Origin of the sequence: Sulfitobacter sp. CW3 (genome assembly GCF_019392245.1) — a bacterium.
Taxonomy (GTDB): domain Bacteria; phylum Pseudomonadota; class Alphaproteobacteria; order Rhodobacterales; family Rhodobacteraceae; genus Sulfitobacter.
Genome location: NZ_JAHXRL010000005.1, coordinates 145,980 through 170,034, shown reverse-complemented (window position 1 = coordinate 170,034; position 24,055 = coordinate 145,980). Strand labels below are relative to the sequence as shown.

Sequence of the window (24,055 nt, the reverse complement as noted above, 5' to 3'; positions counted from 1 at the left end):
AGAACAGAAGACCACAAACCAAAGGATACGCAGAATGGACGTTCGGATAGACGAGGTGGATCGGAAAATATTGGCGCAGCTTCAACGGGATGCGAGCCAATCTTTGGACGATATTGCCCGTGAAGTAGGGTCTTCCAAGACGCCCGTTTGGAACCGGATTCGCAAATTGCGCGAGGCGGGTGTGATCGGGCAGCACACGGTTGTGCTGGACGCCGAAGCCTTGGGGTTCGAGGCGTGTTTCTTTGTCCTGATCCGCACATCCGAGCACGAGGCCGAATGGCAGGCGGCGTTTCTAAAGGCGCTGCAAGACCGCCCCGAGGTGCAGGAAGCACACCGTTTGGCGGGCGACATCGACTATATTCTAAAGGTACGGGTCAAGAACGCGCGCGCCTATGACGCGTTCTATCAGGCCCTAATCTCAGAGGTGCGGGTGCATAATGTAACCGCGCTTTTGTCGATGGAGCAGATCAAGTCGACGACCATGTTGCCGCTTTAGGCCGTATCTAAATCTCGACTATCAGACGTTCGAGTTTGTGAAAATGATAGGTGTTCGCATAGCGCGGCACCTCGGCCAGCCGCAGGCGGGGCACGTGGTCAAATAATGCGGGTAGGGCGATCTGCATCTCAAGCCGTGCCAAGGGTGCACCGACGCAGAAATGTAGGCCACCGCCAAAGGCCGCATGGGGTTTCACGGGACGCGTCGGGTCAAAGCGATCGGGGTCTGGATACACCGCAGGATCACGCCCCGCAGCCCCCAGCACCAGCGCGATTTTCTTGCCTTTTTCCAAGATGATACCGTTCAGATCGATATCCTCATAGGCAAAGCGTTCAAACACATGCAGCGGCGGATCATAGCGCAGGATTTCTTCGGTTGTGGCGGCGATGGTATCGGGCTGAAATGCGGCCAAAGGTGTTTCATTTGCCAGCGCGCATGCGACCCCGTTGCCAAGCGCATGCACCGTTGCCTCGTGCCCGGCGTTCAACAGCAAAATGCAGGTCCCGATCAGCGCGTCCGTGCTTAGGCGTTCGCCATCTTCTTCGGCGGCAATCAACTGCGTGATCAGATCATCGCGCGGGTCCGTGCGGCGCTGATCAACATAGCCGCGCAAAAACGCCGTGAAATCGGCGGCGGCGCTGTTGGCCGCGTCCTCAACCGCGCGGGTGCGGCCGGTTTGATAGATCGCAACCATGGCGTTGGACCAGCGCAAAAGATCGGGCCACATGTCCTCGGGCACACCCAATAGTCGCGCGATGATGCGCACGGGCAATTGCGTACAAAAGGCAGGGATCAGATCAAACGGGCCGTGGGGCAGGGTGGCCAGCAATTCAGCGGCAATCGCCTCGATCTCGGGCGCAAGTCCCGCAATCCGGCGTGATGTAAACGCCCGCAACACAAGGCCGCGCAGGCGTGTGTGGGTGGGCGGTTCCAGCTCCAACATCGAATGTTGGTCGACCGCGTGAAAATCGGCCAGATGCGCCGCGACAGGCTGGCGCTGATTGACGGGAATCTCGCGGCCCAACCGCCTGTCGCGCAACAATGCCTGCACGGTGGCGGCATCAAAGGCGGCCAGCATTCCGTAATCATCCCAATACTGCACCGGACCATCGGCGCGTGCACGGGCATAGGCCGCATAGGGATTTTGCACGAAATCAGGGTCTTGCGGGGATTGGAGAAAGGTTTTCATACGCCGCAGGAATACCGCGCCCTCTGGTCTTTGCAAGCCGGTCTGTGCCAAATTGTGAGAATGAACACCGGACTTGGTCGTCGCATCGCGACGTGGTTGATATTTTTGATGGTCATCGCCGCCCTGTCAGCAGGGGTCTGGCGCTATGCCTATTGGCAGGGGCTGAACCAGCTTAGTGCGCGGGGCAAGGCCGATCTGTCCGTGGCCAGCGACCGTTTGGTGGCGCAGTTGCAGCGGTATCGCGATTTGGCGGTGTTTCTGGCAGATCACCCACAGGTCAGCGATGTATTGCAGGGCAGGGCACGGGGCACCGCACGTGATTTCTTGCAAGATGTGGCGGATAAATCGGCGGCCTTGGATGTGCGCGTGGTTGATATGGCGGGCCGTGTTCTGGCATCCCCCCGCAGCGCGCCGGGCGAGGTGTTGATTGACCTGCCCATCGTGGGGCGTGCGTTGCGGGGGGCACTTGGCTGGGGGCACGGGCCCAGTCTCCCGCTGACCGACCGCGCCTATTTCCACGCAGCACCGGTGTTTGATGACGCCGGTCAGGTTCAGGGGGCCGTGGTTGTGTCGACCGATCTGAACGGCATCGATTACGGCTGGCGCGGCAGCAACCCGACGGCGTTTTTTACCGATGACGCTGGCGTTGTGCAGATCTCTAATCGGTCGGAAATGTTGTTCTGGCAGCGCCCCAAAGGCACATTGGGCCTGATCCCGCCCGACGGCGCGGCGTTGGCGTTCAAGGCCGGGTCGGTCAACGGGCATGAGATATGGCAGATGGGGTGGGGCCCGTATCTGCCGGACGAGGCGCTGCATCTGACCACGCCGCTGCCCATCGTGGGGTTCATTGGCGAGGTGCTGCTGGACGTCGCGCCCGCACGCCGCTTGGCGCTGTCGCAGGCGGCTGCGGTGGCGGCGCTGTGTCTGGCCTTTGGCGCGCTGCTTTTTCTGGCAACCGAACGCCGCCGTGCGCTGTCGCAGGCGAACGTCAGACTGGAACGTCAGGTCGCCAAACGCACCGCCGCGCTGAACGCCAGCAACACCGAACTGCGCCGCGAGGCCGCCGAGCGTGAAGAGGCCCAAGCCGCCTTGCGCCGCGCGCAGGCCGATCTGGTGCAGGCGGGTAAGTTATCGGCGTTGGGGCAAATGTCGGCGGGCATCAGTCACGAGCTGAACCAACCGCTGATGGCGATCAAATCCTATGCGGAAAACGCGGGTCAGTTCATGGCCCGCGACAAGCCCGAGCGGGTGACCGAAAATCTGTCGCGGATTTCTCAGATGGCTGATCGCATGGCGCGGATTATCCAGAACCTGCGCGCATTTGCCCGACAAGAAAGCGTGCCCCAGACCCAAGTTGACGTGACGCGTGTCGTCGCAAGCGCGATTGAATTGACCCAAAGCTATCTGGCCAAGGCCGGTGTGACACTGGAATATACCCCGCCGGACGCGCCTGTGTGGGTGCGCGGCGGCGAGGTCCGGCTAAGTCAGGTGTTCGTGAACCTGATCACCAATGCCGCAGACGCCATGGCCGATGCACAGACGCGCAAGCTGACGATCCATATCGACTGGACCGACGCGGTATTGGTGCAGTTCATGGACACAGGTCCGGGGATCGAAATGCCCGACAAGGTGTTCGATCCGTTCTACACGACCAAATCCGTCGGCGGCAGCAGCGGCATGGGGCTGGGCTTGTCGATCAGCTACGGCATTGTCCAAAGTCTGGGCGGGAAAATTCGCGGTAAGAACCTTGACGACGGCGGGGCAATGTTTTCTGTGCGGCTTGAACGCGCACAGATGACCGAGGCCGCAGCATGAGCAGAACCGTTTTGCTGGTAGATGATGACGCCCATGTGCGCGAAGCCTTGGCCCAAACGCTGGAACTGGCAGGTGTCGATGTGATTGCGGCGGGGTCATTCGTGGCGTCAAAAGACCAGATTACAGCGGGGTTTGACGGCATCATCCTGTCGGACATGCGCATGCCGGGGCGCGACGGTTTTCACCTGCTGCAATATGCCCATGACCAAGACCCCGATTTGCCGGTGATCTTGCTCACGGGGGAGGGTGACATTCCCATGGCCGTCCGCGCGATGGAGGCAGGGGCGTTCGATTTTCTGGAAAAACCCTGTGCGCCTGCGGCTTTGTTGGCGGTGGTTGAACGCGCGTTGAAAACCCGTGCGCTGGTGTTGGAAAACCGTCGGTTGTTGCAGATGGTCGAAAGCGGCGATCCGGCGGCGCGCCTGATTTTCGGCAGCTCTGTTCTGTCGGAAACCCTGCGCAGCAAGGTGCGGCGGGCGGCCACCACCGACGCCGAGGTGTTGGTAACAGGCCCTTACGGATCGGGGATTTCCAAGGTGGCCGAGGTTATCCATTTGTCCTCTCCGCGCTCGAAAGCGCCGTTTGTGAAACGCGCCGGCGAAGGATTGTCTCCGGCTGATCTAAGCGACGCGTTGGCGGCTGCGGGCGGCGGCAGTCTGTTTCTGGACGAGGTCACACATCTGCCTGCACAAACGCAGCTGACCCTGATCGAAGCCTTGGAAAACACCGCCGAGGTGCGGCTGATCGCGGGCAGCACCCACGATCTGTCGGCGATGGTCGGCGAGGGGCGTTTCCACGCCGATCTTTATTACCGGCTCGAGGTGATGCCCGTGCGCATCCCGTCACTGGCCGAGCGGCCCGAGGACATTCCGATCCTGTTTCGGCGCTATGCCGATCAGGCGGCTGAACAATCGGGCCTGTCGGTGCCGCCGATATCGCCTCAGGTGATTGCCGGGTTGATGGCGCGCGATTGGCCGGGGAATGCACGCGCGTTGATGTCGGCCGCGATGCGGTTCGTGATGGGTGTGTCAGATGATGCGGCCCCCGATGCGGATCTGGGGCTTGCCGAACAAATGGCGCAGGTTGAACAGTCCCTGTTGCGCGCAGCACTTAAGCGGGCAGGCGGGCAAGCCAGTGCCGCCGCATCGGCGCTGAAGCTGCCGCGCAAGACGTTTTATGACAAGCTGACCCGCTACGGGATTCGGGCCGAAGACTACCGTAGATGAATATGTGCGGTTTTCCGCACAGCGGCTTTGGCGTGCGTGCGGGTTTTCGCACATCGTCGCGTGATAATGGTTAATGCTGATCGGTGAAATACCGCTAATCCACCGAAAACAATCGGCTTTCTGGGGTGAAACCTGCGCGGCCTTAACAGGCTTGTGAGCTATCATATTTAACGATCTACTTCCGCCACCGCAGTCGGACGCTCCGATTGCCGAGACATTAAAATCAGTTCTCTGGGAGGAGACACCACATGAAATTCCTGACAACAGCCGCAGTCGCGCTGACCCTTTCCGTGAGCGCAGGTGCCGTATCTGCCGCATGTGATGACGGTGAAATTCTGATCAAATTCAGCCACGTTACCAACACCGACAAGCACCCAAAAGGCATCGCCGCCACCCTGCTTGCCGAACGTGTGAACGCCGAGATGAACGGCAAAGCCTGCATGGAAGTATTCCCGAACTCGACATTGTACAACGATGACCAAGTTCTGGAAGCAATGCTGCAAGGCGACGTTCAACTGGCGGCCCCGTCGCTGTCGAAATTCGAACAGTTCACCAAGAAATTCCGCATCTTCGATCTTCCGTTCATGTTCAAGAACATCAACGCCGTTGACGAGTTCCAGAACTCTGAAACAGGTCAGGCGATGAAAGCATCGATGGAACGCCGCGGCCTGTCCGGTCTGCAGTTCTGGCACAATGGCATGAAACAAATGTCGGCAAACAAGCCGCTGAACCTGCCAACCGATGCAAATGGTCTGAAATTCCGCGTTCAGGCGTCTGACGTGATCAAGGCCCAAATGGAAGCCATCGGCGTTTCCCCACAGCCAATGGCGTTCTCCGAAGTGTACGGCGCGCTGCAAACCGGCGTTGTGGATGGCCAAGAAAACACATGGTCCAACATCTATGGCCAAAAGTTTTTCGAAGTGCAGGACGGTATCACCGAAACCAACCACGGTGTTTTGGACTATATGGTCGTGACATCCACCGACTGGTGGAACAGCCTGCCAGACGACGTGCGCACGCAGCTTGCGACCATTCTGGAAGAAGTCACAACCACACGTAACGCCGCCGTTGGCGAAGTTGACGCACAAGCCCGCCAAGCGATCTTGGACGCGGGTTCGTCGATCATCGAGCTGGACGCAGACGCGCGTCAGGTTTGGGTTGATGCGATGATGCCGGTTTGGACCGAGTTCACAGCAGATGTGGGCCAGGAAAACATCGACGCCGCACAAGCGATCAACGCCAAGCACTAAATCGATCTGATCAATGCCCCGCCCATCCTGGGTGGGGCATTTTTTCATCTGGCAGCAGGGGCGCGCCCCTCGTCGTATGTGCCAGTTTTCTGCATTCAAGCGGAGTTTTCTTATGTCATCAGGATACCAACCCACATCGGCCTTGGGCCGGATCGTGCACGAGTTCGAGGAAACGGCGATTGCCGTGATTTTGGGCCTGATGACGATCATCACCTTCATCAACGTCGTCTTGCGCTATGGCTTTAACACGGGCCTGATCTGGGGCCTTGAGGCCGTGACCTTTTTGTTCGCGTGGCTTGTTCTTTTCGGGATGAGCTATGCCGTTAAGGTCACTGCACATCTGGGCGTCGATGCCGTTATCAACCTGTTCTCATCCCCCGTCCGCCGCGTCATCGCCTTGGTCGCGTCAGCGATTTGCATCTTTTACGCGATGCTTTTGCTCAAGGGCGCTTGGGATTACTGGGCACCCTTTGCGGGGCTTGATGCCACATCAGGCCGCTGGTTCCCGACCGGATTTGAGAACAGCCGTGATCAGGCATGGTATTCGGCTGTCGATCTGCCCATGCCGGAATGGCTGCGCTTTATCGAAGCGTCGATGAACGAGGGCGAAGCCTATGAAAAGCTGCCGCGCTTTATTCCCTATGTGATGCTGCCCATCGGTATGGCGTTGCTATTGTTCCGCTTTATCCAAGCGGGCGTACGGATTTTCACCGGTGTCTCAACCAGCCTGATCGTCAGCCACGAGGCCGAAGACGATATCGAGGCCGTCAAACATATGAACGCGGGAGATTAAGCGGATGGAAGTCCTAGTTCTATTTCTGATGATCGTCGGCTTGATGCTGCTGGGCTTGCCCATCGCGGTCAGCCTTGGCTTTTCATCCATCGTGTTCCTGCTGGTGCTGTCGGATTCGTCGCTGGCATCAATTGCGCAAACGTTCTTTCAGGCGATGGCGGGGCATTATACCCTGCTGGCGATCCCGTTCTTTGTGTTGGCATCATCGTTCATGTCGACAGGCGGCGTGGCGAAACGGATCATCCGGTTCTCGATTGCACTGGTCGGGCATTTTCCGGGCGGTCTGGCGATCGCGGGTGTCTTTGCCTGTATGATGTTCGCGGCCCTGTCCGGGTCGTCGCCTGCCACAGTGGTTGCCATCGGGTCCATCGTGATCGCAGGCATGCGCGAAACCGGATACACCAAGGAATTCGCGGCAGGCGTGATCGCCAACGCAGGCACCTTGGGCATTCTGATCCCGCCCTCCATCGTGATGGTTGTTTACGCTTCGGCCACAGATGTGTCCGTGGGCCGCATGTTCCTGGCGGGGGTGATCCCCGGCTTGATGGCGGGCTTCATGCTGATGCTGACGATTTACATCATGGCGCGGGTGAAAAAGCTGCCACAGGGCGAATGGCGTGGCTGGGGCGAGGTCTTTGCCTCGGGGCGTGAAGCGGGCTGGGGTCTGATGCTGATCGTGATCATTCTGGGCGGCATCTATGGCGGTATCTTTACCCCGACCGAAGCCGCCGCTGTGGCCGCTGTCTATGCGTTCTTTATCGCCTGTTTCGTCTATCGCGATATGGGGCCGCTGCATACCAAGGGCGACGGCAACAACCTGTCGCTGCTGCGCAAGCCCGCGGCGCTCATCACCGTGTTCTTTCACCGCGACGTGCGCGATACCCTGTTCGAGGCAGGCAAACTGACCGTCACGTTGATGTTCATCATCGCCAACGCGTTGATCCTGAAGCATGTTCTGACCGACGAACAAATCCCGCAGCAAATCTCGGCGGCGATGCTGAGCGCTGGTTTCGGGCCGATCATGTTCCTGATCATCGTCAACGTGATCTTGTTGATCGGCGGCCAGTTTATGGAACCATCGGGCCTGTTGATCATCGTCGCACCGCTGGTGTTCCCCATCGCGATGGAGCTGGGCATCGACCCGATCCATCTGGGTATCATCATGGTTGTGAACATGGAAATCGGGATGATTACGCCGCCCGTGGGTCTGAACCTGTTCGTGACCTCGGGCGTGGCGAACATGCCGATGATGAGCGTTGTGCGGGCCGCGTTGCCGTTCACCGCGGTACTGTTCGTGTTCCTGATCATGATCACCTACATCCCGATCATCTCGACTTGGTTGCCGACGCTGATGATGGGGCCGGAGATTCTGGTTCGCTAGCAAGTATCGGATTTAAAATAGAAAAGGGCGGCATGTCAGATCGACGTGCCGCCCTTTTTCGTCTGTGGTGCAGTGAGTTTATTTTGCAAAATGAAGATCAGGCCGAGGATCAAGCCTGTGTGAGGGCCTTGATGATGGGGGCAAAATCAGCGGCCTTGAGGCTGGCACCGCCAACAAGGGCACCATCGACATTTTCAGCGGTAAAGATTTCGGCGGCATTGTCGGGTTTGACCGACCCGCCATACAGCAGCCGGATTGCGTCGGCGGTTTGCTGGCCAAACCGTTCGATCAGGCGGGCGCGGATAAAATCATGTACTTCGATGATTTGGTCCAAGGTCGGGGTTTTGCCTGTGCCGATTGCCCAAATGGGTTCGTAGGCGATCACGGTATTTTCACCCGTGGCAGCGTCGGGCACGGAGCCTTGCAATTGGGTCGCAATGATATCGAGGGTTTTATCTGCTTCGCGGTCGGCACCGCTTTCGCCGATGCAGATGATGGCGGTCAGGCCTGCGCCCCATGCCGCGCGCGTCTTGGCGGCGACATCGGCGTCTTTTTCGGCGTGTAGATCGCGGCGCTCGGAATGGCCGAGGATCACGTAAGTCGCACCGGTATCCGCAACCATCGGGGCCGAAATGTCGCCGGTGAAAGCACCCGAGGGTTCCGCATGGCAATCTTGGGCACCGATGGCGATGGCCGTGCCGCGCAGTTTTTCACAGGCGAGGTAGAGCAGGGGGGAAGGCGGGCAAATCAGGGTTTCGGCGTCGCCGGGGTTTACCTGCTTTGCCAGTTCAACCAGTTCGGACAGCGCGCCTGCCGTGACATTCATCTTCCAGTTTCCGGCGGCAAGTTTACGGCGCATAGCGATATCCCTTTTGTTGTTTTGCAACGGGATAGCAGCGGGGCCGGAACGGGGCAACGACTAGGGTGGTGGTGACAGCGTTAACATGGCCCGTGGTGGGCGTGGTTTAGCCGAATTTGATCGATTCACCGCAGCCGCAGGCCTCGGTCACGTTCGGGTTACGGAACTTGAAGCCGGATTCCAGCAGCGAGGTTTCGTAATCAATCTCGGTTCCGAACAGGAACATTTGCGCCATCGGGGCAATCAACACCCGTGCGCCGTCTTGTTCGACGACTTCGTCATTTGTGTCGGGTTCGTTGACGTATTCCATGGTGTATTCCATGCCCGCACAGCCGCCCTTTTTGATGCCAATACGCAACCCTGCATGGCCTGCCTGCGTCATCAGCTTGCTGATTTGCGTGGCGGCTTTGGGGGTGATTGTGACTGCTTGCTTGCCGGGAATTGCGAACATCTGTGATACTCCTGTTACGACAAAGATAAGGGGTTCGCGGCGCATTCTCAAGCGGTAGCGTGCAAAATGAACAAGGCCGCCCCGAATTATGGGACGGCCCTGCCGTTTTCGTTCATGCCTGAGGGGATCAGAGACCCATGCAGTTGGCGTAATAGGTCACAGTCGCGGGCCAATCCGAGAACACACCCTCGACGCCGGCATCCTGAGCCAGCACATCAAGCGCTACCAGATAATCGCTGTCATTGTTGATGATGTCGCCCACAGACTGGAAGTACCAGCCGCCACCCGTGGCCAATGGGCCAGAGCGTTCAAGCGTCCATGCGATCAGTTTCAGATCGGCCGCCTTGGCCGCCTTTGCATAGGCGGATGCTGCCAGTTTGCCGCCGTCATTGGTCAACAGCATGTTCAACGAAGGCGCAAGATACTGCACACCTTGTGCCTTAAGCGCCGCGAAATCCTGCGCCCAGGTCGATTTGTCCTGCTCGTCAAAACCTTCGGACCATTCTACCAGATAGACGGCCTGTTTGCCGAACTCGGGCTCTGCCTTGATCCAGTACAGCACGTCATCCAGATTGAACGACTGCGCCCAAACGTCGGCAGCAGGCACACCAGCGTTCTTGTATTCTTCGATCAGCTTTTGCGCATAGTCTTCTTGGCTAAAGCCGTTATGCGGCATCTCGACCGAAGGGGATTTCAGCTCGGGTGTGAATTTTGCGCCCAAAGATTTGAACAATGCGATCGATTCCGCATGTGTCATCAGGTGGGCACCGTCAACGTAAAGCTGCGTACGGAAGGGGGCAACGCCGCCTTGGTATTCTTCGGCGGTGGTGGCCGTTTTGTCGGCGCTGTCCATCTTGGGTGTCAGCGTCTGGAATTCGGCCAATGTCAGGTCGGACGTGCGGCATTCGGCGCTTGCAGCGCTGTCGCCCGCAGCAGCGGTAAAGCCAGCCGTGCATTTGTCAGCCAGATCGGACACGAGGATATTGGTGGTCGTGTGCAGATCGTTCTGCGCGTGACGGCAGACCAGTTCGTGATCGGCGGTAAAGGTAACATCGCATTCCAAGATGCCCGCACCCATCCGCGCGGCGGCAACGTTTGATTCAACGGTATGTTCTGGGAACATCAGTGGCGCGCCACGGTGACCGATCGAAAACGTGGTTTGCTGTGGTGCTTGACCCATGCAAGACGCGAGCTTGTCCTTCAGCGCACCCTCGGGCAGCTTGTCGACCAAATAGGCCGGACGCGGGCCGTATTCGACGGGTGCTTGCATGGCTTGTTCGCTGGCCCAAAGGGCGGACGGCAGCAGGGCCAAAGCAGTTAGGGCAGTTGTAATACGCATGATCTCTCCAGATAAAAAAACATCTGGCGCGTATGTCGCTGCCAGATGTTACAATCATGCGATGGTTTGGTGATGGTCCTGTGAAACTGGCGTTACATAAACCCAAGTTCCAGACGGGCTTCGTCTGACATCATATCCATGCCCCACGGTGGCTCCCAGACCAGTTCGACATCGACGGTTTTCACGCCGGGCAGGGGTTCGACCGCATCGGCAACCCATCCGGGCATCTCGCCTGCAACGGGGCAGCCGGGTGCGGTCAGCGACATCTTGATGTTCACTTCGCTTTCGGGGTTGATATCAATCGTATAGATCAGGCCCAGTTCGTAAATATTGACCGGAATTTCAGGGTCATAGACTGTGCGGCACGCCTCTACGATCTGCTCATATAGCGGATGATCGGTGGAAGACGGTGCAATCAGCGGCGTACCTTCTAGGGGTTGGGTGCTGTCGGTCATCGGGTGCCTCACTTCTTTTTCTGACACTTTATATAGGGATAGCCGCGCCCATCGTCTAGAGGGGCAGGTCCGTCTTTAGACCATGTGTTTAGCCCTTACGTTTGCGCACCGGCTGCGGTTTAACCCGTGCCTCGACCATATCATATAGCATACCGACGATATCCTTGCCGGTTGCCTTCTCGATCCCTTCAAAACCGGGGGATGAATTGACCTCAAGCACCTTGGGCCCGCTTTCCGCGCGCAGCAGATCAACGCCAGCGACGCCCAAGCCGAACGCGCGCGCAGCACGCAGGGCGGTTTCGCGTTCCTGCTTGGTAATCCGTACGACTTTGGCCGATCCGCCACGGTGCAGGTTTGACCTGAAATCACCATCCGCACCGGTGCGTTTCATGGCGGCAACAACCTTGCCATCAATCACCAAGCAACGAATGTCCTCACCGGCGGCTTCCTTTACGAAATCCTGCACCAGAAAATTCGCCTTAAGCCCGCGAAACGCGTCGATAACCGATTCCGCGGCCTTTTTGGTTTCGGCCAGAACGACACCCTTGCCTTGGGTCGATTCCAGCAGTTTCACGATCAGCGGTGCAGTGCCCACAAGCGCCATCAGGTTCGATGTGTCCTTGGGTGACGCCGCAAATGCAGTGGTGGGCATCCCGATTTTCTTGGAGGCCAACACCTGATGCGCATGCAGCTTGTCGCGGCTGGCCAGAATACCGGCAGATCCGTTCACACAATAGGTGCCAATGGTTTCGAACTGGCGGATCACCGCACAGCCATAGGGCGTGACCGATGCACCAATACGTGGGATCACAGCGTCATAGCGCGGCAGACGTTTGCCGTCGTAATGCACTTCGGGGGCCATCGCGTTGATCGCCATATAACAGCGTGTGGTATCGATGACCTCAACCGTATGGCCGCGCGCCTCGCCAACCTCTACCAACCGCTGGGTCGAATAATTATCGGCCTCGCGGCTCAACACGGCAATACGCAGCGCCCGTTTCGGTGCAGTGTGGCGCACGGCTGCGGAATGATACACGTCATAGCTCAACTCGGGTTGCAGACGCTTTTCCGTAGCAGAAATCGTAATGTGGTCGGTCAGGGCCTGACGCCCCAACAGCATCCGGCTGGCCATGCCCGCGCGGTTGGTCAGGGTGATGTCGATGGGCCAACTTTGGCCGGCAACGGCCAAGGTGGTCGAAATCACATAGCGCAATTCGGATTCGCCGTTCGATGATGTCACCTCGCGGCGGTCGATGATCGGGGCGGAACAGGTGATGACAATATCGTCGTTGCCGGCGACGGGGTGCACATTGAACCGCACCTTGGGCTTGGCATCGGATCCAAAGACTTCGATGTCATGGGCATGCAAAGATGATGTCTTTGCGCCTGTATCAATCTTGGCTTTGATCGACGGCAACCCCAAGTCTGGCAGGGCGATCCACTCTTCCCAACCGAAATTCAATTCTTCCATACCACAAGGCTCCACGACCAACGCATTTATGCCGCCGACTAACAGGTCACATGGCACCTCTCAAGGCGTCATACTGCTTCCAAATGGTAAATCATCCCGGGGTTCGGGGCTGAGCCCCGAGACGGTCGTACCGATACCCTAACCTTCGTTAATATCATGTGTCACGATCCGCGCACCGCTGGATTGCCTGCGGAACACAGCGCGCAATATAATCCAGCACAGCAGCGACAATCCCGCAAAAATGGCAACCAGCAAAGACGTGCTTGCCCCCGGCAGCAACAATACCACCGGCACCATGGCCAATGCCCCAAGCGCGAAGCCCAAAAATATGTTGCCCGGCAGCAAAATCTCGATCAGGCCCAAGATCAGGGCGATCGACACCCAGACCCACCACAGCGTCAGATAATCTATCAACATCAGCCGCGCCCTTTCAGCAGTTTGAACGCATCCCCAAAGGCCTCAAGCGCTTGGGCTGGAACAACAATCGTCTGGTTGCCCGCACCGGCCCCAAGGGCGTTCAGCGCTTCGACCTGTTTCAGGGCGATCTGGTATTGTGCGGCTTCCAGCCCGTTTTCGCCAATGGCTGTGGCGACCACTTGTGTTGCATAGGCCTCGGCGTCGGCCAGTACGCGGCGGGCCTTGGCGGTTTGTTCGGATGCATACAGCTCCGCATCGGCAGCCAGTTCCACGGCGCGTTTCTTGCCTTCGGCCTCGGTCACTTGGGCGCGGCGGGCGCGTTCGGCGTTCAACTGCTGCATCATCGCGGCGCGGGTGGCGGCATCAAGGTTCACATCCAGAATTTCGGCACGGGTGACTTCTATCCCCCAGTTGTCGACTGCGTCTTCGACCAGCAGCTTGATCGTGGTGATCAAGGCGGTGCGGTTCGATTGTACCTCGTCCAGATCCATCTTGCCGATTTCGGCGCGCACGATGCCGGCGACGGTGGTGGCGATGGCAGAATCAATGTCACGAATGCGGTAAACTGTCTTTTCCGGCTCGGTGATCCGGTAGAACACCGACGTATCGACCTGCACCAACACGTTGTCGCGGGTGATCGCGTCTTGACTGGCGGTGGGCAACTGCCGTTCCAGAATCGAGATTTTATGCGCGATTTTATCAATAAAAGGCACGATCATATTGATGCCGGGGCCCATAACTGACCGCAAGCGCCCGAACCGTTCAACCACATGCTGTTCGGATTGCGGAACGATCTTGACCCCTTTGACCACCAGAATGATCAGCAGCAGGGCCAAAAGGACCAGCGGCAGGTTGCTTTGCAGGATATCGAAAAAAATGGCTTCGATGGGCATGGGGCGGCTCTCCTTTAAGATGCGCGTGGGCGCAGTTTCTGCGATCTGGTGGCAAAAGCAAAGTGCCATCGTGATTGCACGCGATTGCGCGACATCTTATAGGCGCAGTCATGGAAAAATTCTCATTTGATCTTCAGGCGCGCGACGGGTCAGCCCGCACCGGCGTCATCTCGACCCCGCGGGGCGAAATTCGCACACCTGCGTTCATGCCCGTGGGCACGGCCGCCACCGTCAAGGCGATGATGCCCGAAAGCGTTGCGGCCACAGGTGCCGATATTTTGCTGGGCAATACCTATCATTTGATGCTGCGCCCTACGGCCGAGCGGATCGACCGTTTGGGCGGCCTGCACAAGTTCATGAACTGGGACAAACCGATCCTGACCGATTCAGGCGGCTTTCAGGTGATGAGCCTTGCCGACCTGCGCAAGCTGACCGAAAAAGGTGTGACCTTCAAAAGCCATATCGACGGGTCCAAGCATGAACTGACACCAGAGCGGTCGATGGAGATTCAAAAGCTGCTCGGCTCTGACATTGTCATGTGTTTTGACGAATGCCCCGCATTGCCCGCCGACCGCGACCGGATTGCTGAATCCATGCGTCTGTCGATGCGGTGGGCCGCGCGCAGCCGTGATGCCTTTGGTGACCGTCCGGGTCATGCGTTGTTCGGCATCCAGCAAGGCGGGCTTGAAAAGGACTTCCGCGAGGAAAGCGCCAAGGCGCTGATCGACGTCGGCTTTGACGGCTATGCCGTCGGCGGTCTGGCCGTGGGCGAGGGGCAAGAGGCGATGTTCGGTTGCCTTGATTTCGCGACCGACATGCTGCCCGTGGACCGTCCGCGCTATCTGATGGGGGTCGGCAAGCCCGACGATATCGTCGGTGCCGTCGCACGCGGGATTGACATGATGGACTGTGTTTTGCCGTCGCGGTCAGGCCGTACGGGGCAGGTGTTCACGCGTCACGGTGTTGTGAACATCAAGAACGCGCGCCACGCCGACGATCCGCGCCCGCTGGACGAAGACTGCACATGCCCGGCCTGTTCAAACTACAGCCGCGCCTATCTGCACCACGTTTTCCGCAGTCAGGAAATGATCTCGGGTATGCTGCTGACATGGCATAACCTGCACTACTTTCAGGAAATCATGGCCGGTATGCGTGGGGCCATTGCCGCAGGCACGTTTGACGCGTGGCAGGCGGGTTTCCATGCGCAAAGGGCGCAGGGCGATATAGAGCCGATATAGTTTTTCAACCTGCGGCGCGAAAAATAAACTTGTGAACCGATCCTTGTTGCGGCGCGTCTTTTAGTTAGGTGTTGAAGACAAGAAATGACAAGGAAGGGACGCATCCCATGACGCAGGAATTATTTACACCGTTGAAGGTTGGCGCCATCGAGGCCAAGAACCGTATCGTTATGGCCCCGCTGACCCGCAGCCGCGCCGATAACGACACGGATGAAGTCGGCGATATGCACGTTGAATACTACGCCCAACGCGCCGGTGCCGGCATTATCATCACCGAAGCCGCACAAATCAGCCCCGAAGGCAAAGGCTATATCAAGACCCCCGGTATCTATACCGAAGGGCAGGTCGCCGCGTGGAAGAAAGTAACCGATGCGGTGCATAAGGCGGGCGGCAAGATCGTCATCCAACTGTGGCACGTTGGCCGGATCAGCCATGTGGACATCCAGCCAAACGGCCAGAAACCTGTGGCACCTTCGGCGATTGCCGCGAACATGAAAACCTTCACCGGCGAGGGGATGGTTCCGACGTCAGAACCGCGTGCCTTGGACATCGACGAGATGCCCCGCATCGTCGAAGATTATGTCCACGCGACCAAGATGGCCAAGAAAGCCGGTTTTGACGGCGTCGAGGTACACGGTGCCAACGGATATCTTCTGGATCAGTTCATGAAAACTTCGAGCAATAAACGTGATGACGCCTATGGCGGCTCTGTTGAAAACCGTGCGCGTCTGCTGCTTGAAGTCTTGGAAGGCGTCACGAATGCATGGGACGGTGCCCATGTCGGCCTGCGCCTGTCGCCGTTTTCGCCCGCGAATGACATTGCCGATGAAAACCCCCAAGAGACGTTCGAATATGTGATCCGCGCGTTGAACAAATTCGGATTGGCGTATCTGCACATGGTCGAAGGATCGACCGGCCAGTCGCGCGACGTCAAGCAAGGTGAGGATATCGCCGAGCTGCGCAAGCTGTTTGACGGCGTGTATATGGCCAACAACCTGTACGACCGCGATATGGCAATCGAGGCGGTTGAGCAGGGCAAGGCCGATCTGATCGCCTTTGGCCGTCCCTATATCGCCAATCCCGATCTTGCCAAGCGTCTGGAACTTGATGCCCCCCTGAACGAGGGTGATACCAAGACATTCTATGCCGGCGGCAAGGAAGGCTATACCGATTATCCATTCTTGGAAGAAATCGCAGCCGAATAAGCTGTGGTTTTCCGGCCTGCCGCTTTGGGCGGGCCGGGAACACCCATTCCGACCCCTTTTTGACCGGAAATTAATCGATCCGTGCTTGTCTGTCCGCTGATAGCGGTTCATTCTGGCAAAAAACCCAAATCAGGTGGCCAAGCCTTGCACGGCGGTAGCACCATGGGGATTGAAACAGGCGGGTAGGGTCCCCAAATACCCTATCTAGAACAGGAGATGACCAATTGGTTGCCTATCATAGGGGCCTGCGTCGTCTTGCAGTATAAGGAAAAGAGCATGTTAGAGCCTCTGAACGCATCCTACCCCGTGTTGCCCCTGCGCGACATCGTGGTGTTCCCCCATATGATCGTCCCGCTTTTCGTGGGCCGTGAAAAATCCGTGCGCGCACTGGAAGAAGTGATGGCCGACGACAAGCAGATTCTGCTGTCCAGCCAGATCGACCCCGGCATGGATGACCCTGATGCCGACGGCATCTTTCAGACAGGTGTGCTGGCAAATGTGCTGCAGCTGCTGAAATTGCCCGATGGTACCGTCAAGGTACTTGTCGAAGGGCAGTCGCGTGTGCGCATCACTGAATACCTTGAGAACGATAACTTTTTCGAAGCCACGGCAGAGTATTTGAGCGAAATCCCCGGTGATGAAACCACCACCCGGGCGCTAATCAAGACTGTTGCCGAAGAGTTCGAGCGCTATTCCAAAGTCAAAAAGAACGTGCCCGAAGAGGCGCTGACAGCTGTGCTGGAAGCGACCGAACCTGCGCGTCTGGCTGATCTGGTGGCGGGCCACTTGGGCATCGAAGTCGAGCAAAAGCAAGATTTGCTTGAAACGCTTTCCGTGTCCGAGCGTCTTGAGAAAGTCTATGGCTTGATGCAGGGCGAAATGTCTGTGTTGCAGGTCGAGAAAAAGATCAAGACCCGCGTTAAAACCCAGATGGAAAAGACGCAGCGCGAATATTACCTGAATGAGCAGATGAAAGCCATTCAGACCGAGTTGGGCGATGGCGAGGACGGCAAAAGCGAATTGGCCGAACTTGAAGCGCGCATCGCGGAAACCAAGCTGAGCAAAGAGGCCAAAGAGAAGGTCGACGCGGAGCTGAAAAAGCTCAAGAATATGTCGCCGATGTCTGCCGAAGCCACTGTTGTGCGCAACTATCTTGACTGGATCTTGTCGATCCCGTGGAACGTCAAGTCGCGCACCAAAAAGGACTTGGTCAAAGCACAACAGGTGCTGGACGATGATCACTATGGCCTTGAAAAGGTTAAAGAACGCATCGTGGAATACCTTGCCGTGCAGCAGCGGTCTTCCAAGCTGAAAGGCCCGATCATGTGCCTTGTCGGCCCTCCTGGTGTGGGTAAAACGTCGCTTGGTAAATCCGTTGCCAAAGCCACAGGTCGCGAATTCATTCGCATCAGCCTTGGTGGTGTGCGTGACGAATCCGAAATCCGTGGTCACCGTCGGACTTACATCGGCTCCATGCCGGGTAAGATCATTCAGGCGTTGAAGAAGGCCAAGACGAACAACCCGCTGATCTTGCTCGATGAAATCGACAAGATGGGGCAGGACTTCCGCGGCGATCCCGCGTCGGCCATGCTCGAGGTGCTTGATCCGGAACAGAACTCCACATTTGTGGATCACTACCTTGAGGTCGAATATGACCTTTCCAACGTGATGTTCCTGACCACATCGAACAGCTATAACATGCCGGGTCCGCTTCTTGACCGGATGGAGATTATCCCGCTGTCGGGCTACACCGAGGATGAAAAGCGCGAGATTGCCAAACAGCATCTTGTCGCCAAGCAGATCAAGAACCACGGTCTTAAGGCAAAGGAATTTGCCATTGAAGACAGTGCCTTGACCAGCATGATCCGGTATTACACCCGCGAAGCTGGCGTGCGGAACCTTGAGCGTGAAATCGCGAAAGTGGCCCGTAAGTCGTTGACCAAGATCGTCAAGAAAGAAGCCGAGAGCATCACGGTGAATGCTGACAACATCGAGGATTTCCTCGGCGTTAAAAAGTATCGCTATGGCTTGGCCGAGCTTGAAGATCAGATCGGTGTTGTAACCGGGTTGGCCTATACGTCGGTCGGGGGTGAATTGCTCCAGATCGAGGCATTGCGCCTGCCGGGTAAGGGCCGGATGAAGACCACTGGTAAGCTGGGCGATGTGATGAAGGAATCCATCGACGCGGCCAGCAGCTATGTGCGGTCGATCAGCCCGCAAATCGGGGTGAAGCCGCCCAAGTTTGACACGATCGATATCCACGTGCACGTGCCTGACGGTGCCACACCCAAAGACGGCCCATCCGCCGGTTTGGCCATGGTAACGTCGATTGTTTCGGTACTGACGCAAATCCCGGTTCGGCGTGACATCGCCATGACGGGCGAAGTGTCGCTGCGCGGGAATGCGATGCCAATTGGTGGGCTCAAGGAAAAGCTGCTTGCCGCGTTGCGCGGTGGGATTACCACGGTTTTGATCCCCGAAGAGAACGAAAAGGATCTGCCGGATATCCCGGACAATGTGAAAGAAGGGTTGGAAATCATCCCGGTCAAGCACGTGTCGGAGGTGTTGAAGCACGCGCTGGTACGCCAGCCTGAGCCTATCGAATGGGATCAAGAGGCCGAGGACGCAGCTGCAGCTGCCTTGGCGAAAAAATCCCCAAGCGGGGACAGTGCCACCGCGCATTGATCACGCTGACAAGTAAAAGAAGGCCGCCCTGGAAACGGGGCGGCTTTCTGCATTTTTATGGGGCAGGGCGTTGAAATGTGATCTCTCACGTGCCCCATTGCACCTGTAATGCTGGCCTTTCCTCTCGAGCAGCGCTAAAAAGTTACAAAGCAACAAAACGGCGGGGAGCGTCTCATGAGCAGTCCAGCGAAACCTATTAAGCCGAAGCCGAGCCCTAGAAAGTCGGCCGTCGGCCCGAACACTCAGGCCAGACAGCCGGTGAAAATGCCCCAAATCACGCCTTCCACCCCTGCGGATGGGCCGAACCCTGATGGCCCGCGCCCGGTGATTATTGGCCCGGTGATGCGCAAGAAAGAGCTGATCGATCTGGTCGTCGAGCGATCAGGTATCAAGAAAAAAGACGCCAAACCGGTGATCGAGGCGATGCTTTCGGTTCTGGGCGAGGCGTTGTCAGACAGCCGCGAACTGAACCTTTTACCGATGGGTAAAATCAAGGTTTTGAACGAGAAAGGCCTAAGCAACGGTAAAATGATGCGTGTGAAAGTGCGTCAGGTAAATTCCATACCCGCGCCGCGTATGGGGGCAGGGATCAATACGGACAGCTCGGATTCTTAACCGCCGCCCTGCGGCAAAGAAAACCGTGCGTGCGACCGATCCTTGTCTCAATCACGACGATCTTTCGTTTGTTCCAACAACCAATCCTTGAAGAACGACGATGAGGCGGATTTCGACGTCTCCTTGTCCAAGGCGATTTGATACCAAACGCACCTGACTGTGCGATCATCCAAACGTACTAGTTGACCCGATGCAATTTCACGTTGGCACAAGATATCATCCGCGAGGATGATGCCTTCGCCATCGACGGCAGCATCAATGGCGAGCGATAGGTCCGAATACACCTTTCCTTTACGCCATCCCGCACTCTCGGGTTGATGCGCTGCATACCACTTGTGCCAGGTTTCCTTGCCATTGTCATGGACAAGCCCGGCGACATCCCAATCGATCTGACCGTTCTCGCTCAGCAGCCTGTCGCGGACCTGCGGCGTGGCCACGGGGTAGCCATCCAGCGCGAACATGTTGTCTTTCTTGACCCCGCTTTGCGGCATACGCGTTGCAAAATGAATGATCAGATCGGCATGGCCTTCGCCGACCTGCGCAGGCGTCCAAGCAGGGCGCAAATCAACGTCGATCCGTGGGAAAAGACGGCAGAATTCAGTGATCTGTTTGCGCAGCCAAAGTGACGCCAGCGCCGGTTCGGCACTGACGACCAACGTGCCCGAGCGTGTTTTACGCAACAACGTCTCGCTGGCATCGGTCAGGGTTTGCAGGCCACTGGCAATCTGCGGACGCAGGTCGCGGCCATCATCGCTTAGCTCGACACGATTGCCGTGCCGGATAAACAAATCGGTGCCGAACCAAAGCTCGAGATTACGAATGTGCTGGCTGACAACGCTGTGGCTCACGTTCAACTCGCCGGCGGCTTTGGCAAAACTGGAATGTCGGGCAGCAGCCTCAAAAACGCGGAGCGCATTTAGATGTCGAAGGGAATTTTCCATAAATCCAGCGTAGGTAAAACCTTCGCTGAGAGCAAGTTAAACGCGTTTTTCCGCACGCCGTACGAACGCTAACATCAATGCAGTTCTAATTCTCCTCGACGCATTGGACCCTGCATGCCCGCAACTGCCCTCTCTGCCGACCCGAACGCATCGCTTGTCGTGAGCGACCTTCATAAATCCTTCGGTTCCGTCGAAGTGCTTAAAGGTGTTTCGTTAAAGGCCTGTGAAGGAGATGTGATTTCGTTGTTGGGGTCGTCAGGATCAGGCAAAAGCACGCTATTACGTTGTATTAACCTGCTGGAAACGCCGACATCGGGGCTGATCTCGGTTCATGGTGAAGACATCAAGATGACCAAAGACAGACGCGGCGTCAGCAGCCCCTCTGACCCCAGACAGGTCGAACGTATTCGGGCCCGTCTGGCGATGGTGTTTCAATCCTTCAATCTATGGTCCCACATGACCGTGCTGGAAAACGTGATCGCAGGCCCGATCCATGTGTTAAATCAGCCGCGCGCCGAGGCGATTGAACACGCCAATGAGGTGCTGCAACGCGTCGGCATGTATGAGCGCCGCGATTACTATCCTGCCCATATTTCCGGTGGCCAGCAGCAGCGCGCAGCCATCGCCCGCGCCCTTGCGATGAAGCCGGAAGTCATGCTGTTCGACGAGCCGACATCGGCGCTGGACCCAGAGCTTGTGGGTGAAGTTCTGAAAGTTATCAGGTCGTTAGCCGAAGAAGGGCGTACGATGGTGGTGGTGACCCATGAAATGGCATTTGCCCGCGATGTGTCGTCCGAGGTGATCTTTCTTCATCAAGGTCTGATCGAGGAACAGGGCAATCCGGCGCAGATGTTCAACGATCCACAATCCGCCCGTTTCAAGGAGTTTTTGTCGACGACACGACAGTAACTGGCAGAGGCATTGCCGCTCATGCCGCCACAAAAAACCAAATAAAACAAAGACAAGGGAACAGAACCATGAAAATCAAAAATACACTTATCGCTTCAATCGTTGGGGCCGCATCGCTGGTCGGCACAATGGCGTCTGCAGATGCGCTCCGCGTCGGGGTTGAGGGGGCGTATCCTCCCTTTTCGCAAAAAGAGGCTGACGGGTCATTGTCGGGGTTCGACATTGATATCGCGTTGGCGCTTTGCGAAGAGTTGAACCGCGAATGCGAACTGGTCGAACAGGAATGGGACGGCATGATCCCCGCGCTGGTCGCCAAAAAATACGATGCCATTGTCGCGTCTATGTCGATCACCGAAGACCGCAAAAAGCGCGTCGATTTTTCCGAGAAATACTATTTTACCCCGTCGCGGTTTATCGCCAAGGAAGGTGCCTCGTTCGATATGACGCCCGAGGGCACCAAGGGGGTCAAGATCGGCGTTCTGCGCGGCACCACGCTGCAATGCCACGTCGAAAAGACATTTCCCGAGGCGGATCTGCGTCTTTACAACACCCAAGAGGACGTGTTCGCGGACCTCGTGACAGGCCGTCTTGATATGCAGCTGAACAACACGCTGGGCGCGCTGGACGGGTTCCTGAACACGGATCAAGGCAAAGGGTTTGCGTTTTACGGCCCCGATGTGGATGACGCGGAATGTTTGGGTGAAGGCACGGGCATCGCGGTACGCAAAGGTGACCCGCTTGCTGGCGAACTGACCGCTGCGATTGCCGCGATCCGCGCCGATGGCACCTATGCCACGATCAACGACAAGTATTTCGACGTTGATATTTACGGCAAATAATCCTGCAGACACTTACCGCGGCAGGGGCTGTTCATGCTCCTGCCGCCACCGAACTCTGATGGGCGGGTAGCGCATGGATGTGATCTACGAATATAGGCAGATATTGATCGAAGGCACATTTGTCACGATCTCGCTTGCTGTGCTGTCCTTGTTGCTGTCGATTGTTCTGGGCCTGATCGGTGCCTTTGCCCAGCTGTCACCCCGACGCGGTCTAAGGCGTGCAGGCAACATCTATACGGTGTTTGTACGCAGCGTGCCTGACCTTGTGTTGATGATGCTGATTTTCTTTGGCGGTCAGACCTTTGTGACCCAGATCGGCAGCCTCACCGGCCTTTGGGGCTATGTCGAGATTAACCAGTTTGTCGCAGGGGTGTTGACCCTCGGCTTTATTTTCGGGGCCTATATGGCCGAGACGTTTCGCGGTGCGATCATGGCCATCCCACGCGGTCAAATCGAGGCCGCGATGGCGGTCGGAATGACGCCTTCGCAGATTTTCCGGATCGTAACCTGGCCGCAAATGGTGCGCTTTGCCCTGCCAAGCTTTACCAATAACTGGCTGGTTCTTGTGAAATCCACCGCGCTTGTGTCGGTCATTGGTCTGCATGATCTGGTGTGGAATGCCTTTTCCGCCGGCAGGTCAACGCACCAACTCTTTACGTTTATGGTCACGGTTATGGTGATCTATCTGATCATTACCGCCATCTCGGATGTCCTGCTGCGGATGGTCGACCGCAAATACGCCGCTGGCGTGAGAAAGGCGTAACCCATGGAAAACGAACGCAGCTTTCTTGAGTACCTCCAAAGCTTTAGTGAAACCCGATCACCGATAGATTTTATCCTTATTTACGACAACTTGGGTCGCTTCTTTGATGGCGCATTGGTGACGTTGCAACTGACGTTTCTGGCGCTGCTTGTGGGTGGCCTGATCGCCGTACCGCTGGCCATCGCGCGGGCCTATCGCAAACCGGTTATAAGCCCGGCCATACGGATTTATACCTACGTCTTTTGCGGCACACCTTTGCTGGTGCAGGTCTATCTGTTCTATTTCGGTCTGGGTCAGTTCAAGGCCGTGCAGGACAGCTTTCTATGGGATCCGATCCTGAGCAGCCCTTGGTGGTGCGTGATCATTGCGTTCACGTTGAACACCGCCGCCTATACAACTGAATTCCTGCGTGGCGCGATTGAGGCGACACCACACGGCGAAGTCGAGGCGGCAAAGGCCTGCGGCATGTCACCATTCACACGGATGCGGTTGGTCGTTCTGCCGAACGCTTTCCGGCGCGCCTTGCCCGCTTATTCGAACGAGGTGATCTTTACGTTGCACGGATCGGTCATCGCGAGCACTGTCACATTGCAAGACTTGCTGGGCGTGGGCCGCTGGCTGAACGGCCGCTACTATCTGGCCTACGAAGGTTTCTTGACCGCGATGGTATTCTACATGGCAATCGTGTTCCTGATCACATTCGCCTTCAGGCTGGCCGAAAAGCGTTTTCTTGGTCATTTGCGCCCCCGCGAAACGCCGGCACCGGGTGCCGCAAGGGTCGCCGCCTGAACATCCTGTCCCAAGGCGCAATCACAATTATTCCCC

The 24,055-nt window shown here is 57.3% G+C and carries 23 protein-coding genes; 14 read left to right on the top strand and 9 right to left on the bottom strand.

Annotation, left to right across the window (positions count from 1 at the left end; translation table 11 throughout):
• Positions 1–34 precede the first annotated feature (34 nt).
• Positions 35–496: an Lrp/AsnC family transcriptional regulator gene (locus tag KZZ06_RS13360; RefSeq protein ID WP_219580617.1), complete on the top strand. Its 462-nt coding sequence runs from the start codon at positions 35–37 to the stop codon at positions 494–496.
• A gap of 7 nt (positions 497–503) precedes the next feature.
• On the opposite strand, the gene KZZ06_RS13355 is transcribed toward KZZ06_RS13360, so the two are convergent.
• Positions 504–1,685 carry a cytochrome P450 gene (locus tag KZZ06_RS13355; protein WP_219580616.1) on the bottom strand — a complete coding sequence of 394 codons (1,182 nt, stop codon included), beginning with the start codon at positions 1,683–1,685 and terminating at the stop codon, positions 504–506.
• A gap of 60 nt (positions 1,686–1,745) precedes the next feature.
• On the opposite strand from KZZ06_RS13355, the gene KZZ06_RS13350 reads away from it, so the two are divergent.
• From KZZ06_RS13350 to KZZ06_RS13330, 5 genes are all read left to right on the top strand, one after another.
• Positions 1,746–3,500 carry an ATP-binding protein gene (locus KZZ06_RS13350; RefSeq protein WP_219580615.1) on the top strand — a complete coding sequence of 585 codons (1,755 nt, stop codon included), beginning with the start codon at positions 1,746–1,748 and terminating at the stop codon, positions 3,498–3,500.
• Entirely contained in the window at positions 3,497–4,726 is a 1,230-nt protein-coding gene (locus tag KZZ06_RS13345) for a sigma-54 dependent transcriptional regulator (RefSeq protein ID WP_219580614.1), read from the top strand. The genes KZZ06_RS13350 and KZZ06_RS13345 overlap by 4 nt, the downstream gene beginning before the upstream one ends.
• 248 nt (positions 4,727–4,974) lie before the next feature.
• Positions 4,975–5,976, top strand: a complete 1,002-nt coding sequence (locus KZZ06_RS13340) for a DctP family TRAP transporter solute-binding subunit (RefSeq protein WP_219580613.1) — start codon at positions 4,975–4,977, stop codon at positions 5,974–5,976.
• 112 nt (positions 5,977–6,088) lie between these two features.
• A complete protein-coding gene (locus KZZ06_RS13335) occupies positions 6,089–6,769 on the top strand; it encodes a TRAP transporter small permease (RefSeq protein WP_219580612.1) in 681 nt (226 codons plus the stop codon).
• A 4-nt stretch (positions 6,770–6,773) separates the two neighbouring features.
• Entirely contained in the window at positions 6,774–8,150 is a 1,377-nt protein-coding gene (locus KZZ06_RS13330; RefSeq protein ID WP_219580611.1) for a TRAP transporter large permease, read from the top strand.
• Between the two features lie 109 nt (positions 8,151–8,259).
• Here KZZ06_RS13330 and tpiA read toward each other — a convergent pair whose 3' ends face one another.
• The 7 genes from tpiA to KZZ06_RS13295 form a co-directional block, all read right to left on the bottom strand.
• Positions 8,260–9,009 (bottom strand): triose-phosphate isomerase, encoded by a 750-nt coding sequence (tpiA, locus tag KZZ06_RS13325; RefSeq protein ID WP_219580610.1) that lies wholly within the window; start codon positions 9,007–9,009, stop codon positions 8,260–8,262.
• A gap of 106 nt (positions 9,010–9,115) precedes the next feature.
• Positions 9,116–9,460: an iron-sulfur cluster assembly accessory protein gene (locus tag KZZ06_RS13320; RefSeq protein ID WP_219580609.1), complete on the bottom strand. Its 345-nt coding sequence runs from the start codon at positions 9,458–9,460 to the stop codon at positions 9,116–9,118.
• A gap of 127 nt (positions 9,461–9,587) precedes the next feature.
• The gene (locus KZZ06_RS13315; protein WP_219580608.1) at positions 9,588–10,799 is read right to left on the bottom strand and encodes a glycerophosphodiester phosphodiesterase family protein; all 1,212 of its coding nucleotides are present in this window, start codon (positions 10,797–10,799) and stop codon (positions 9,588–9,590) included.
• Between the two features lie 92 nt (positions 10,800–10,891).
• A complete protein-coding gene (locus KZZ06_RS13310) occupies positions 10,892–11,254 on the bottom strand; it encodes an SUF system Fe-S cluster assembly protein (protein WP_219580607.1) in 363 nt (120 codons plus the stop codon).
• 88 nt (positions 11,255–11,342) lie between these two features.
• Complete coding sequence (rimK, locus tag KZZ06_RS13305) at positions 11,343–12,725, bottom strand: 30S ribosomal protein S6--L-glutamate ligase (RefSeq protein WP_219580606.1); 1,383 nt, start codon at positions 12,723–12,725, stop codon at positions 11,343–11,345.
• A 138-nt stretch (positions 12,726–12,863) separates the two neighbouring features.
• Positions 12,864–13,142, bottom strand: coding sequence for a hypothetical protein (locus tag KZZ06_RS13300; protein ID WP_219580605.1), 279 nt, complete (start codon positions 13,140–13,142; stop codon positions 12,864–12,866).
• Entirely contained in the window at positions 13,142–14,035 is an 894-nt protein-coding gene (locus tag KZZ06_RS13295; RefSeq protein WP_219580604.1) for an SPFH domain-containing protein, read from the bottom strand. Before KZZ06_RS13295 ends, KZZ06_RS13300 begins: the two co-directional genes overlap by 1 nt.
• Before the next feature lie 110 nt (positions 14,036–14,145).
• On the opposite strand from KZZ06_RS13295, the gene tgt reads away from it, so the two are divergent.
• The 4 genes from tgt (at position 14,146) to KZZ06_RS13275 (ending at position 19,778) form a co-directional block, all read left to right on the top strand.
• Positions 14,146–15,273, top strand: a complete 1,128-nt coding sequence (gene tgt, locus KZZ06_RS13290; RefSeq protein ID WP_219580603.1) for a tRNA guanosine(34) transglycosylase Tgt — start codon at positions 14,146–14,148, stop codon at positions 15,271–15,273.
• Between the two features lie 107 nt (positions 15,274–15,380).
• On the top strand, positions 15,381–16,478 hold the full coding sequence (locus KZZ06_RS13285; protein WP_219580602.1) for an alkene reductase: 1,098 nt from the start codon (positions 15,381–15,383) through the stop codon (positions 16,476–16,478).
• Positions 16,479–16,754: 276 nt separating this feature from the next.
• The gene (gene lon / locus KZZ06_RS13280) at positions 16,755–19,163 is read left to right on the top strand and encodes an endopeptidase La (RefSeq protein WP_219580601.1); all 2,409 of its coding nucleotides are present in this window, start codon (positions 16,755–16,757) and stop codon (positions 19,161–19,163) included.
• A 264-nt stretch (positions 19,164–19,427) separates the two neighbouring features.
• Positions 19,428–19,778 carry an HU family DNA-binding protein gene (locus tag KZZ06_RS13275; protein ID WP_257884353.1) on the top strand — a complete coding sequence of 117 codons (351 nt, stop codon included), beginning with the start codon at positions 19,428–19,430 and terminating at the stop codon, positions 19,776–19,778.
• A 47-nt stretch (positions 19,779–19,825) separates the two neighbouring features.
• Here KZZ06_RS13275 and KZZ06_RS13270 read toward each other — a convergent pair whose 3' ends face one another.
• Entirely contained in the window at positions 19,826–20,719 is an 894-nt protein-coding gene (locus KZZ06_RS13270) for a LysR family transcriptional regulator (RefSeq protein ID WP_219580600.1), read from the bottom strand.
• Positions 20,720–20,833: 114 nt separating this feature from the next.
• Here KZZ06_RS13270 and KZZ06_RS13265 point away from each other — a divergent pair, with 114 nt between their 5' ends.
• The 4 genes from KZZ06_RS13265 to KZZ06_RS13250 all read left to right on the top strand — a co-directional run bounded on the left by KZZ06_RS13265 (position 20,834) and on the right by KZZ06_RS13250 (position 24,019).
• Positions 20,834–21,628, top strand: a complete 795-nt coding sequence (locus tag KZZ06_RS13265; RefSeq protein WP_219580599.1) for an ABC transporter ATP-binding protein — start codon at positions 20,834–20,836, stop codon at positions 21,626–21,628.
• A gap of 68 nt (positions 21,629–21,696) precedes the next feature.
• On the top strand, positions 21,697–22,467 hold the full coding sequence (locus KZZ06_RS13260) for a transporter substrate-binding domain-containing protein (RefSeq protein WP_219580598.1): 771 nt from the start codon (positions 21,697–21,699) through the stop codon (positions 22,465–22,467).
• A gap of 73 nt (positions 22,468–22,540) precedes the next feature.
• The gene (locus KZZ06_RS13255) at positions 22,541–23,230 is read left to right on the top strand and encodes an ABC transporter permease (protein WP_219580597.1); all 690 of its coding nucleotides are present in this window, start codon (positions 22,541–22,543) and stop codon (positions 23,228–23,230) included.
• 3 nt (positions 23,231–23,233) lie between these two features.
• Positions 23,234–24,019, top strand: coding sequence for an ABC transporter permease (locus tag KZZ06_RS13250; RefSeq protein WP_219580596.1), 786 nt, complete (start codon positions 23,234–23,236; stop codon positions 24,017–24,019).
• Positions 24,020–24,055: the final 36 nt, after the last annotated feature.